Origin of the sequence: Novosphingobium meiothermophilum, assembly GCF_003171715.1 — a bacterium.
Taxonomy (GTDB): Bacteria; Pseudomonadota; Alphaproteobacteria; order Sphingomonadales; family Sphingomonadaceae; genus Novosphingobium; species Novosphingobium meiothermophilum.
Genome location: NZ_QGHL01000004.1, coordinates 85894 through 99378 on the forward strand (window position 1 = coordinate 85894; position 13485 = coordinate 99378).

Sequence of the window (13485 nt, forward strand, 5' to 3'; positions counted from 1 at the left end):
AGGATGCACTGGTGCGATAGGCAAGCGCATGCAACCCGCCCGGCGGCCGCAGCCGCAAGCCCCTTACCGTCGCTTGCGCGCCGCGCGCATGGCCACGCTGCTTGGCGTCGGCATTTCCGCCCTCGTCGCTCTTCCGTCACTGGCGCAGGATGCCCCCATGGCTGCGGCACCCGGCGACGAATCGGGCGTTGACGATGTCGTGCGCTTCGAGGCGGACAAGGTCCGCTATGACAGCAATGCCGAAATGGTCTTTGCCGAAGGCAATATTGTCCTGCGGCACGACAAGCAGACCGTGCGCGCCGATCTCCTTACGTGGAACCGTGAGAGCGGCCAGATCGTCGCAACCGGCAATGTGCGGTTCGTCGATGATGACGGCAACGTCGTCTATACCGACAAGGTTGAACTGACCGACGAGTTCAAGTCGGGCGCGATCGAGGATCTGCTGGTCGTGCTGCGCACTGGCGGCAGGCTGGCGGCAGAGCGCGGATCGCGCGATGCGCAAGGCAACATGACGCTGGAAAACGCGGTCTATTCGGGCTGCGCCATCGAGGACGACAAGGGCTGCGCCAAACGGCCGAGCTGGGAAGTGACGGCAGCGCGCGTCTATTTCGATGCCAAGGAAAAGCGCGTCAAATATCGCGGTGCCACGCTGCGCATGTTCGGCCTGCCGCTGCTGCCGCTGCCGGGCCTTGGCCATACATCGGACTTTCGCGCGGAAACCGGGCTGCTGATCCCCGATTTCCGGCTGGGTGCGGCCAATGGCGCGGAAGTCAGCCAGACCTGGTATTGGCGCATTGCCGACAACCGCGATCTGGCGCTGACCGGCACATTCTACACCGGGTCGCTGCCGATGCTTACGGCCAAGTATCGGCATCTGACCGATCTGGGCGCATTCCAGATCACGGGCTATGCCACCCGCAGTGCGCGCATTCCGCTGGGCGCGCCGATCAATACCGTGCCCACTGGCGAGCAGCGCTGGCGCGGCTATATCGAGGCCAACGGCAAGCTCCAGTTTTCCGAGCACTGGAGCATGACCGGCTATGGCCGGCTGGCCTCGGACCGCACCTTCCTGCGTCGCTATGACATCAGCCGCGACGACCGTCTGCGCTCATCGATCAACTTCGAGCGCATCGACGATGCCAGCTACCTCTCGATCGCGGGGTGGGCAACGCAGACAGCAAGGGTGAACGATCCGCAAGGGTTGGTGCCGCTGGCCTTGCCCGCCATCGACTATCGCCGCCGCCTGACCATCGACGGCCTTCCCGGCCGGTTCGAGCTTCAGGCCAACAGCCTTGCCATCCTGCGCACCGCCGGACAGGACAGCCAGCGCGCCTTTGCCCGCGCCCAGTGGGATCTGCGCACCATAACCGGCATGGGTCAGGAAGTGACGCTGACCGGTCTTGTGCGCGGCGATGTCTATCACAGCGACGAGAATGCGCTGACGACGACGGAAATCTACCGGGGCCTGCCCGGCTGGCAGACGCGCGGGATCGCCACCGCCGCAATTGACGTAAAGTGGCCCTTCACGGGCAGCGCGTTCGGCGGCACGCAGGTTCTGACGCCGCGTTTCCAGATCGTGGCAACGCCCGGTGTGCGCAACTTCGAGATTCCCAACGAGGATTCGCGCTCGGTCGATCTTGAGGACGTGAACCTTTTCGCGCTCAACCGCTTTCCGGGGTATGACCGGATCGAGGACGGTGTGCGCTTCACCTACGGGGTGGACTGGACCTTCCAGCGCCCTGGCCTGAAAATCATGTCCACCATCGGGCAGAGCTATCGCCTGTCCAGCCAGAACGCCATCCTTCCCGATGGCACGGGCCTGACCAACCGGGCCTCGGACATCGTCGGGCGCACCACGGTGCGGTTTGCCGATATCGTCAAGTTCACCCATCGCTTCCGGCTAGACAAGGACAGCTTCGCCCTGCGGCGGCACGAGTTCGACGTGACCGTCGGCAACCACCGGCGCTATCTTGAGGCTGGCTACCTCAAGCTCAACCGCAACATCGCAAACGGCTTCGAGGATCTTCAGGACCGCGAGGAGCTGCGCTTTGCCGTGCGCACGCCGATCACCCGCACGCTCTCGGCCTTCGGCTCGACCATCATCAACCTCACCAACCGCGAGGATGACCCGACGATGATGTCCGATGGCTACCAGATGCTGCGCCACCGGCTGGGCATTGCGTGGACGGACGATTGCCTCGATCTTTCGTTCACCTGGCGGCGCGATTACGTGAATATCGGCGACGCGGTGCGCGGCAACTCGTTCCAGATCTCGCTCTCGCTCAAGAACCTCGGCGTGAAGTGACGCTTGGTCTCTTGCCCTTTTGTTTCCCATGCGCCACTCAGCTTGGGTTAAGCCGCCTCTGCCCACAGAGCCGGGTGGCCTGCTGAAACCGCAGGCGTGCCAGTTCGACAGGACCGATATTCAAGCATGATGTCCAAGCTGACCTTCTCCCGAAAGACCCTGATGCGCTCGCTCGGCAATTGCTCGATGGCGGTTGCCATGGCTGCCATGTGCGCCTCGCCCGTGCTGGCACAGGGCGCCAATGGGCAGCTCAACATTCCCGAAAACCCGGTGATGTTCGGCAAGAACGACCCCAACGTGCGCCGCGCGACGGCCATCATCAACGGAGAAATCGTCACCGGAACCGATGTGGAGCAGCGGCTCGCCCTGATCGTTTCGGCCAATTCCGGCAAGATCGACGATGAAGAGAAGGAGCGCCTGCGAATGCAGGTGCTGCGCAATCTCATCGACGAGACGCTGCAGATTCAGGAAGCCAAGGCATCCGATGTGCCCGCCAGCGACGAACAGGTCGAGGCAACCTATGAGCGTGTCGCCACGCAGAACTTCGGACAATCCCCCGAAGCGCTGGAAAAGTATCTTGATCGCATCGGATCGTCCGCCGCATCGCTCAAGCGCCAGATCCGCGGCGAACTGGCATGGCAGAACCTTTTGCGCCGTAACGTGCAGCCCTTCGTGAACGTGTCGGAAAGCGAAGTGCAGGAGGTGATGCAGCGCCTTCAGGCATCAAAAGGCACCGAAGAATACCGCATCGGTGAAATCTTCCTTTCCGCTACCGACATCAACAAGCCGCAGGTCTATGCCAACGCGCAGAAGATCGTCGAACAGTTGCAGGAAGGCGGAAGTTTTGTCGCCTATGCCCGCCAGTATTCCGAAGCCTCGACGGCCGCCGTGGGCGGTGATCTCGGCTGGATCAGGTTGGGCCAGCTTCCACCCGAACTGGCGGCTACTGCCGGGACGATGGGCCCCGGCCAGCTTGCTGGCCCGATCGAGATTCGCGGCGGCTTTTCGATCATCTACCTCATCGACAAGCGTCAGGTTCTGACCGCCGATCCGCGCGATGCAATGCTGAGCCTCAAGCAGATCTCGATCGAGTTCGCCAAGGGCACCACCCCGGCACAGGCCACCGCCAAGGCAGCCGAATTCGCCAGCACCGTGAAGGCGATCAAAGGCTGCGGCGATGCCGATGCACAAGCCGCGAAGATCGGCGCCACCGTCGTGGCGAACGACCAGATCCGCGCGCGCGATCTGCCCGGCGCGCTTCAGGAAGTGCTTCTTGCCCTGCCCGTCGGCCAGACCACGCCGCCCTTCGGCTCGATCGAGGAAGGCGTTCGGGTGCTCATGCTGTGCGGACGCGACGACCCGCAGGTCGCGAGCGGCCCCAGCTTCGACGAAATGATGGCCCAGATCGAGGACGACCGGGTCAACAAGCGCGCACAGACCTACCTGCGCGATCTGCGGCGCGATGCGGTGATCGAATACAACTGACCAGTCTGGCAGGGAGAGCAAGACGATGTCGGCAGAATACGTGCCGCCAAAGGTGTGGACGTGGGACAAGGCAAACGGGGGCCAGTTCGCCAGCATCAATCGTCCCGTCTCCGGCGCGCTGACCGACCGCGACCTGCCGGTTGGCAAGCACCCCTTCCAGCTCTATTCGCTCGGCACTCCCAACGGCCAGAAGGCAACGATCCTGCTGGAGGAACTGCTTGAGCTGGGACAGACCGGGGCCGAATACGATGCCTGGCTCATCCGCATTGCCGAAGGCGATCAGTTCACCTCAGGCTTTGTGGGCATCAACCCCAATTCCAAGATTCCTGCACTGGTGGACAGATCAGGCCCGGAACCGGTGCGCGTGTTCGAATCGGGCGCCATCCTGATGCATCTGGCCGAGAAGTTCGGCACCTTCCTTCCCGCCTCCGGGCCGGAACGGGCCGAATGCCTGTCATGGCTGTTCTGGCAGGTCGGATCGGCGCCGTTCATCGGCGGCGGCTTCGGGCACTTCTATCACTACGCGCCGATCAGGATCGAATATGCGATCGACCGCTACGCGATGGAGACCAAGCGCCTGTTCGATGTGGCGGACAAGCGCCTTGCCGAAAGCCGCTTCCTTGCAGGAGACGACTATACCATTGCCGACATTGCGGCCTTTCCGTGGCTCGCGAACCTTTATTTCGGCAGCGCCTATGGTGATGCAGCCACGTTTCTTTCGCTGCAAGAATACAGCCAAGTAGGGCGCTGGGTGAACGAGATTGCCGCCCGCCCGGCGGTGCAGCGCGGCCGCCTCGTCAATGCCGCCAAGGGCATTGCCGAACGCCATGATGCGGGCGATTTCGCCGCGGCGGGGCTTGACGGTCGCGACTGACAAGGGATTGCCAAAGCCGCCCGAAAGTTCGGCACGAACCTCTGCATATCCCCCTTTCATTACCCGCCGCGCACGCTATAAGCGCGCCCTCTGTTGGGGCGTCGCCAAGCGGTAAGGCACCGGTTTTTGGTACCGGCATTCGCAGGTTCGAATCCTGCCGCCCCAGCCAGGCCCCTCTGCGAACAATTTGGCAAAACATGCCTTGGCAGGAAAGTCATTGCACCGCAGATGGCCTCTCCACGCTTTGTGATGGCGCTTGATCCCGCTTGCCCATCACGAAGGCGGCCGATGCAAGCCACATCCCGATAAGCCCGCCTTCTTCAAGCAGGCCATCTGATGCCGACGCGCCGGGAGGCCCGGATGCGTCGTGCTTCAGGCACCTTGTCCCAAGGTATAATTGGCGCGCGCACGCCGTGGGCGCACACTGCCTTCCAGATCTCAACGACAATCCGTTTTTCTGGAGGAACGAGGATGTTGCAGCAGGCCCTCAGCAAGTTCGCAGGCGCGTCGCTGATCCGCGACAGGTTCGACAATTTCATCGGCGGCAAATGGGTCGCCCCGGTGCGCGGCGCCTATTTCGACAACGTATCGCCCGTGACCGGGCAGGTCGTGTGCCAGGTGGCGCGCGGCACGGCGGAGGACATCGAACTGGCGCTTGATGCCGCCCACGCTGCCAAGGATGCGTGGGGACGCACCTCTTCCACCGAACGTTCGAACATCCTCCTGCGCATTGCCGACCGGATGGAGGCGAATCTCGATCTGCTGGCCATGGTCGAGACGATCGACAACGGCAAGCCGATCCGCGAGACGACCGCGGCGGACATTCCGCTGGCGATCGACCATTTCCGCTATTTTGCGGCCTGCGTGCGTGCGCAGGAAGGCTCCATCGCGGAAATCGATCACGATACCGTTGCCTATCACTTCCACGAACCGCTGGGCGTCGTCGGCCAGATCATCCCGTGGAACTTCCCGATTCTGATGGCAGCCTGGAAGCTGGCTCCGGCGCTCGCCGCAGGCAACTGCGTCGTGCTCAAGCCTGCCGAACAGACCCCGATGTCGATCCTAGTTCTGGCCGAGCTGATTGCCGATCTCCTGCCGGAAGGCGTGCTCAACGTCGTCAACGGCTTCGGTCTTGAGGCAGGCAAGCCGCTGGCCACCAGCAAGCGGATCGCCAAGATCGCGTTCACCGGCGAAACCTCGACCGGCCGCCTCATCATGCAGTATGCTTCGGAGAACCTGATCCCGTGCACGCTCGAACTGGGCGGGAAAAGCCCGAACATCTTCTTTGCCGACGTGATGGCCGAGGAAGATGACTTCCTCGACAAGGCGCTGGAAGGCTTCACCATGTTCGCGCTCAATCAGGGCGAGGTCTGCACCTGCCCCAGCCGAGCGCTGGTGCATGAATCGATCTATGACCGCTTCATCGAAAAGGCAGTGGCGCGCGTCGAGGCGATCAAGCTGGGCAGCCCGCTCGATCCGGCAACGATGATCGGTGCCCAGGCATCTTCCGAACAGATGGAGAAGATCCTTGGCTATATCCAGATTGGCCGCGACGAAGGCGCCAAGGTTCTGACCGGCGGCGGCCGCGCGGCGCACAACGGCGATCTGGCGCAGGGCTATTACGTGCAGCCCACCGTGCTTGAAGGGCACAACAAGATGCGCGTGTTTCAGGAGGAAATCTTCGGCCCGGTGCTTGCGGTCACGAAGTTCTCAACCGACGAGGAAGCGCTCGCCATCGCCAACGACACGCTTTACGGCCTCGGTGCGGGCGTATGGACGCGCGATGGAACCCGCGCCTATCGCATCGGCCGCGGCATTCAGGCCGGCCGCGTCTGGACCAACTGCTACCATGCCTATCCCGCCCACGCGGCGTTCGGCGGCTACAAGCAGTCGGGCATCGGGCGTGAAACCCACAAGATGATGCTTGACCATTATCAGCAGACCAAGAATCTGCTGGTCAGCTACAGCCCGAAGAAGCTCGGCTTCTTCTGAACCCATCCCTTTGCAAAAAGGGCGCGGCGCGGTGCGGAGGGAAGGCTCCGCAGCCGCGCCGCAGGCAGTGAAAGAAGCGCAAGGATTGCGCCGCGCATCGTGGAGAGAGCCATGCCTGAGGTAGCCGTCAACGTCATCTATCATGCCCCCGCCGATCCGGCGGCGTTCGAAGCCTATTACGACAGCATCCACATGCCCATCGCGGCGCGCATTCCCGGCGTTGAAAGGATCGTGCTGCTGAAGGGTCTGCCCGGACCGGATGGCAGCCCTGCGCCCTACTACCGCATGGCCCAGCTCTTCTTCGCTGATGCCGCCGCCATGGCCGAGGCCATGGCCAGCCCTGAGGCGCAGGCCGCAACAGCCGATATCGCCAACTTCGCCACGGGCGGCGCCAGTGTGCTGGTGGCCGAGGTTGTCTGATCTTGCCGGCACCTTGTGGTGTCGGCCCCGCTTCGTGCTTGGCGCAATGGCCAGCGGGGCATAGGATGCAAGGCCAAGCTCGCATGTCCGCATAAGGACAGCGGCACAGCAGAAGCGGGCCGGAAGGCAGGCCCGTCGCTAGGGGATGGTCGGCCATGGCAGCGAAAGGCGCTCTGGAAAGGGCAGAAGCGGCAGACGGATGCGGTGCGTTCGCGCAGGCGCAATCGGGCGTTGTTGCGTGCACATCACATGCCGATAATCCGGCTGCGGCAGTTGCCGAACTGGCTGAACAGCTTGAGGCTCAGCTTGGAGAGCGACAGCTGGCAGGCGCGCTCTTGTTCTGCTCCAACACCTATCCGCGCGATGCGCTGGAAACCGCGCTCCTCCACCGCCTGCCGGACGTGCCGCTGTTCGGCTGCACCAGCGCGGGCGAACTTACCGAGCGTGGTTATGATACCCGCAGCGTGGTGCTGATCGGCTTTCCGCAAGGCCCCTTTTCGATGGCTTCGGTGCGGTTCGACGATCTCGACCGGTTCGACCCCGCTTCCGCACAGGCCGCCATCCGCCAGCTGGTCGCGCAGGAGCGGCGTGGACGGGTTGCCGCGGCCCCTGCGGACCGGGCTTCGCATCAGGTGGCCCTGTTCTTCGTCGACGGGCTTTCCCACCGCGAAGAATTGCTGACCATGACCGCGCAGCACGCGCTGGGCGACATCCAGCTTATCGGTGGGTCAAGTGGCGACGGTCTTTCCTTCCGCGATACCGCGATCCTTCACGAAGGGCGCTTCCATGCCGATGCCGCCGTGGTCGTGCTGCTGACCAGCGAGCGGCCGCTGCATGTGTTCTGCAAGAGCTTCTACCGCCCCGGCCCCGCCAAGATGGTGATAACCGAAGCCGATGCCCAGGCGCGTATCGTTCACGAGATCAACGCCGCACCGGCAGCAGAAGAATACCGCAGGCTTGCCGGAAGCCCGCTTGCGACACTCGATGCGCAGTTCTTCGCCGCCTATCCGCCAATCGTGCGCACGGGAGGACAATGCCATGTCCGTTCGATCCAGACCGCCAATGACGACGGCTCGCTGACCTTCTACTGCGCCATCGATACCGGCGTGGTCCTGTCCATCGGCGAACCCGTGGACCGCGTGGCCGCGCTTGATGATCTGTTTGCCGAAATCGGCGCGAGCGTGGGCGAGATCGATCATGTCATCGGCTTCGACTGCGTGCTCAACCGGCTCGACGCCGAGGACCGCCAGCAGGCCGGGGCCGTATCGCGCCGCTATGTTGCCAACCGGGTCTTCGGTTTCAACACCTATGGCGAGCAGTTCCGCGCCGCTCATATGAACCAGACCTTCACTGGGCTGGCGATCGGACGATGAGCGCGAACCTTTCCGCCCTCCTGCCTTCAGGCGGCATTCTCCCGCCCGCTCCGGTCGAGGGCGAAAGCGAGATTGCCCGCCTTCAGGCGCGCATCCGCCAGCTTGAGAAGATCAATGCCGCGCTGATGGACCGGGTGGAACGTTCGGTCGACATGGAAGGCGGCGCCTTCTCAATGTTCGAGACGGCCATTGCGCTCGAAACGGTGGTGCGTGACCGCACGATCGCACTTGAAACCACGATGGCCGAACTCAACCGCGTGATTGCCGAACTGGCAGCGGCAAACGAGGACGCAACCGCCGCGCGCGTGATGTTGCGCGATGCGATCGAATCGCTGGATGACGGCTTCGCGCTGTTCGACGCGGAAGACCGCATGGTCCTGTGCAACCGGGCTTTCCTGCGCATTTTCCCGGAGTTTGCCGATATCGCCGGAAGCGCGCCGGAGTTCAGCGAACTGGCGAGCCGCCTTGCGCAGACCGGGGCCATGGCCGGATCGCAAAGCGCGCCCGAACGCTGGCTTGCCGAACGGGTGGAGCGGCATCGCCGCGCCGAGGGCGCGCATGTTCAGGCACTCAGCGACGGGCGCTGGATCCAGATAAACGAAATCCGCACCAGCGATGGCGGGATCGTGGGCATCTATACCGATATCACCTCGGTCAAGGCCGAGGATGCCCGCCAGCGCGCGCTTGAACTGGCCGAACGCAACCTGGCGCTTCAGGCCACGCTCGATACGCTCTCCGAAGGCGTCTGCCTGTTCGATGCGCAGCGCCGCATTCAGGCATGGAACGAGGGGCTGTTGCGGGTTCTTGGCCTTTCGGGAAGCAGCGCGGAGCTGCTCCGCCATGTCGACAGCCACGCCGCACTGATCGAATGGTGCACCTGGAAGCTGGGGCTGGAATGCCCCGATGCCCTGACGTGGCGCGAAGGCACGACAGCGCAGCTTTCCGCCGACTGCCTCATGGCTGGGCGCAACTTCGTGATCCGTTCGGTTCCGCTGAACAATGGCGGGATGGTTTTCACCTTCGATGACGTGACCGACCATGTGCGCCTGCAACGGTCGCTGACCGAAACGGCAGAACTGCTGGAACGGCGCGTGCAGGAGCGCACCGCCGAACTGGTCGAGGTCAACCGGCAGCTCGTCGAAGCCAAGAACGAGGCCGAAACCGCCAATCGTTCCAAGACGAGCTTCCTTGCTGCGGCCAGCCACGATCTGCTCCAGCCGCTCAATGCCGCGCGCCTGTTCGTTTCCGCGATGGACGGTCTTGCCCTGCCCGAACGCCCGCGCGCGCTGGTGCAGCAGGCCAGCACGGCGCTCGATTCGGTCGAGGATCTGCTTGAAGCCCTGTTTGAAATCTCGCGGCTTGATGCAGGTGCGATCCAGCCCGAAGTGAGCGACCATGCCCTTGGCACAATCCTCAATGCGCTGCGGGTGGAGTTCGCCCCGCTCGCCGCAGCCGGTGGGCTGGCGTTCGATGTGCCCGAAACCGGCCTGTGGGTGCGTTCCGACGCGCGCCTGCTGCGCCGTGTTCTCCAGAACTTCGTGTCGAACGCCATCCGCTATACCGAGGCAGGCAGCGTGAGGGTGGAAGTTTCGGAAGAGGCTGGCGCCGGTGGCCTTGGCGCAATGGTGCGCGTGACCGTGCGCGATACCGGCCCCGGCATTGCCGAGGCCGACCGCGAGGAGATCTTCGCCGAGTTCCGCCGCGTGGGCAAGACGCAGAAGATTCCCGGCAAGGGGCTGGGACTTGCCATCGTGCGGCGCGTGTCCAGCATGCTGGGCCATGCCATCGAACTGGATACGGCACCGGGCGCGGGTGCGGCCTTCTCGATCGTGCTGCCAAGGGTGGCGCCTGTCATGCTGCCACCGGCACAGGCGCCGGTGGCCGCCGCCGCGGGCCGCATGGGTGGCATGGTGCTGGTGATCGACAACGATCCCGCCATCCTTGCAGGCATGGAGGCCCTGCTGGAAAACTGGGGTCTTGAAGTCGTGGTTGCGCGCGGCCCGGCCGATCCGGCAGCCCGTGCGGCACTGGCCCAAGGCCCGGCGCTGCTGATCGTGGACTATCATCTGGATGACGGGCTGACGGGCGAGGAAGCGCTGGCCGATCTGCGCGCACGTGGCGCGGTGCAGCTTGGCGGTCGTGTCATTCCCGCCGTGTTCATCACCGCTGATCGCAGCGAGGAGACCAAGGCCCGCCTTGCCGCGCAATCGCTGCCGCTGCTGAACAAGCCGGTCAAGCCTGCCCAGCTTCGCGCTCTGCTGCGTCAACTCGACGTGCTGTGAACGCGCGGGCCGCGCGGGGTGCAGACTATCCCCTGAAGCCCACCTTGCCTGCCATGATGACGGCCTGCGTGCGCGAGAACACGTTCATCTTCTGGAGAATGGCCGATACGTGCGCCTTGATCGTGGTCATCGAAACGTCCAGTTCATAGGCGATCTGCTTGTTGAGGCGGCCTGCAACCAGATGGCCCAGCACCACCCGCTGTTGCGGCGTCAGGCTTTCGATACGGCTGCGAATGAGGTCTTCCTCGGCCGCGGCGGAATCATCGCCTTCAAGTTCGGGCATGTAGATTTCGCCCGAAAGCACTTGCCCCAGTGCCTCGACGATTGCCGCCCGCTTGAGGCTTTTGGGCACAAAGCCCGCCGCACCTGCCGCCAGAGCATCGCGCACCACCTTGCGGTCGGTCACGCCCGAAACCATCACCACCGGGGTTGCTGGAAAGGCATCGCGCAGGGCTTCAAGCCCGGAAAGATGCGCCACATCGGGGATGTTGAGATCCAGCAGCACAAGATCGACGTCGCCTGCTTCGGCCAGCACGGCCAGTGCCGATTCAAGGCTGTCGGCCTCAAGAATGGTGCAATCGGGAAAGGTATCGTCGAAGATCGAACGCAGGCCATCGCGCACCAGCGAATGATCGTCGACGATCAGGACGCGTTCGGGAACGATGCTTTGCGGCATGAGGCTCCTCGCGGTCTGTCCGCCGTCCGGTGCGGTCAGTCCGGCCGGATGCGGCGCGGTGGCGGTCTTCATAGTTATCCTAACCGGGGAGGTCGAGGAGCGCCATACCCCCGCTCAGGGGCATGGCGCATCCGGCGGGTTGTTACTGCCGTGGCAGCTTGAACACCCAGAGCATTCCGCCCTGACTGATTTCCTTGAAGGTCTTGGCCACTTCGCCGCCCCAGAGCGGCACCGCGCCGCCCCAGCCCGACATCACGGCCACATACTGTTCGCCGTCCTGTTCCCATGTGACCGGCGATCCGACCACGCCCGATCCGGTCTGGAACTGCCACAGTTCCTCGCCGGTCTTGGCATTGAATGCCTTGAGATAGCCTTCGGGCGTGCCGGTGAAGACCAGATTGCCGCGCGTGGCAAGAACCCCACCCCACAGCGGCGCCTTGTTCCGGTATTCCCACACGATCTTGCCCGTGGCCGGGTCCATCGCGCGCAGTGCGCCGATATGGTCTTCGGCGATCGGCTTGATGGTGAAGCCCGCCCCCAGATAGGCAGCGCCCTTCTTGTAGGCGATGGGTTCGTTCCAGATGTCCATGCCCCAGTCGTTCGAAGGCACATAGAAAAGGCCAGTGTCCTGCGAATAGGCCATCGGCATCCAGTTCTTGCCGCCAAGGAACGACGGCGATGCAAAGACCGACTTGCCCTTGCCATCGGCGGTGGGAGCGCCAGGGCGGTTTTCGGGCACATAGTTCGGGCGGCCCGTCTTCAGATCGATGCCATTGGCCCAGGTGGTCTGCATCACGAACTTGTGAGCACCCACGAGCTTGCCGTTGGTGCGGTCAAGCACATAGAAATAGCCGTTGCGGTCAGCCTTGGCGCCCAGCTTCATGGGCTTGTCCTTGCCATTGACCTTGATCGTGGCGTCAAAGGGGATGAACTCGTTCACCCCGTCAAAGTCCCAGCCATCATGCGGGGTGGTCTGGTAGTGCCACTTGATGACGCCCGTATCGGCATCGATCGCAAGGGTCGAAGCGGAATAGAGGTTGTCGCCGGGGCGCAGGTGGCTGTTCCACGGTCCCGGATTGCCGGTGCCGAAATAGACAAGGTTGGTGCCCGGATCATAGGTGCCGCCAAGCCACGTGGCGCCGCCGCCGGTCTTCCACAGATCGCCGGTCCAGCTCGCATTGAGCTTGCCGGTCATGCCGTTAGGCTGGCCGTTGAGCGTGCCGATATGGCCTTCGATCACCGGGCGTTCCCAGATCAGTTCGCCGGTTTCGACATTGCGCGCCTGCACGGCGCCCACAATGCCGAACTCGCCGCCGGAATTGCCGGTTATGACCATGTCCTTGACGATGAGCGGCGCGGCAGTAGCCGAATAGCCTGCCTGATAGTCGCCGGTCTTCTTGTTCCAGATCACCTTGCCGGTGTGCCGGTCAAGCGCGACAAGCCGCGCGTCGAGCGTCGCGAAGATCACCTTGTCGCCGTGGATCGCCGCGCCGCGGTTGACCACGTCGCAGCAGGGCATGATGCCGTCGGGCAGGCGGGCGTTGTATTCCCACTTCTTCTCGCCCGTGCGCGCATCGAACGCAAAGAGACGCGAATACGACCCGGTGACATAGATCGTGCCGTCATAGACCAGCGGCTGCGACTCCTGCCCGCGCTGCTTTTCACCGCCCAGCGATGCCGCAAAGACCGGCACCAGCTTCTTCACGTTCTGCGTGTTCAGCTTGTCGAGCGTGCTGAAGCGCTGCTGCCACGGGCCCATGCCGTAGCTGATGACATCGCCGGGCGTTGCCGCATCATTGAGAATGTCCGCACTGGTCGGTCCGCCGGCAATGGCCGGGGCAGCGACCAGACTGGTGGCTGCCGCCAGCCCCGCGATAAAATTGGAGATACGCCGCTTCATCCTGTCCCTCCTGTTATGGGATATTCTTCCGCGCGCCGGGCGGGCTGCCGTTGCGACAGGCCTTGGGCCAGACAGCTTTCCCGATCGTCGTCATCAAGCCTATCGGCTGCGCATTGCTGCACAATTGCACCTTGGGATGAGAGGAAGCGGGGGATGAGAGGAAGCAGGCAATGAGAGG

Annotated in this window: 9 protein-coding genes and 1 tRNA gene; 8 read left to right on the forward strand and 2 right to left on the reverse strand. The window is 63.6% G+C overall.

The annotated features are described in order from the left end of the window. The first annotated feature begins 28 nt into the window (after positions 1 to 28). From DKM43_RS00830 to DKM43_RS00865, 8 genes are all read left to right on the forward strand, one after another. Entirely contained in the window at positions 29 to 2305 is a 2277-nt protein-coding gene (locus tag DKM43_RS00830) for an LPS-assembly protein LptD (protein ID WP_109796594.1), read from the forward strand. 129 nt (positions 2306 to 2434) lie between these two features. Then, positions 2435 to 3790, forward strand: coding sequence for a peptidylprolyl isomerase (locus tag DKM43_RS00835; RefSeq protein ID WP_109797011.1), 1356 nt, complete (start codon positions 2435 to 2437; stop codon positions 3788 to 3790). 25 nt (positions 3791 to 3815) lie between these two features. After that, positions 3816 to 4664: a glutathione-dependent disulfide-bond oxidoreductase gene (gene yghU / locus DKM43_RS00840; protein WP_109796595.1), complete on the forward strand. Its 849-nt coding sequence runs from the start codon at positions 3816 to 3818 to the stop codon at positions 4662 to 4664. Positions 4665 to 4758: 94 nt separating this feature from the next. After that, a tRNA-Gln gene (locus DKM43_RS00845) sits at positions 4759 to 4833 on the forward strand. 302 nt (positions 4834 to 5135) lie between these two features. Next, positions 5136 to 6656, forward strand: coding sequence for an aldehyde dehydrogenase (gene adh, locus DKM43_RS00850; protein ID WP_109796596.1), 1521 nt, complete (start codon positions 5136 to 5138; stop codon positions 6654 to 6656). 111 nt (positions 6657 to 6767) lie between these two features. Further along, a complete protein-coding gene (locus DKM43_RS00855) occupies positions 6768 to 7076 on the forward strand; it encodes an EthD family reductase (RefSeq protein WP_109796597.1) in 309 nt (102 codons plus the stop codon). 155 nt (positions 7077 to 7231) lie between these two features. After that, on the forward strand, positions 7232 to 8449 hold the full coding sequence (locus DKM43_RS00860) for an FIST N-terminal domain-containing protein (RefSeq protein ID WP_109796598.1): 1218 nt from the start codon (positions 7232 to 7234) through the stop codon (positions 8447 to 8449). Then, the gene (locus DKM43_RS00865; RefSeq protein ID WP_109796599.1) at positions 8446 to 10731 is read left to right on the forward strand and encodes a hybrid sensor histidine kinase/response regulator; all 2286 of its coding nucleotides are present in this window, start codon (positions 8446 to 8448) and stop codon (positions 10729 to 10731) included. Before DKM43_RS00860 ends, DKM43_RS00865 begins: the two co-directional genes overlap by 4 nt. A gap of 25 nt (positions 10732 to 10756) precedes the next feature. On the opposite strand, the gene DKM43_RS00870 is transcribed toward DKM43_RS00865, so the two are convergent. Both DKM43_RS00870 and DKM43_RS00875 read right to left on the reverse strand, forming a co-directional pair. Then, positions 10757 to 11407, reverse strand: a complete 651-nt coding sequence (locus tag DKM43_RS00870; protein WP_201739757.1) for a response regulator — start codon at positions 11405 to 11407, stop codon at positions 10757 to 10759. Positions 11408 to 11549: 142 nt separating this feature from the next. Further along, positions 11550 to 13307, reverse strand: a complete 1758-nt coding sequence (locus DKM43_RS00875; protein WP_109796600.1) for a methanol/ethanol family PQQ-dependent dehydrogenase — start codon at positions 13305 to 13307, stop codon at positions 11550 to 11552. Between the last annotated feature and the right edge of the window lie 178 nt (positions 13308 to 13485).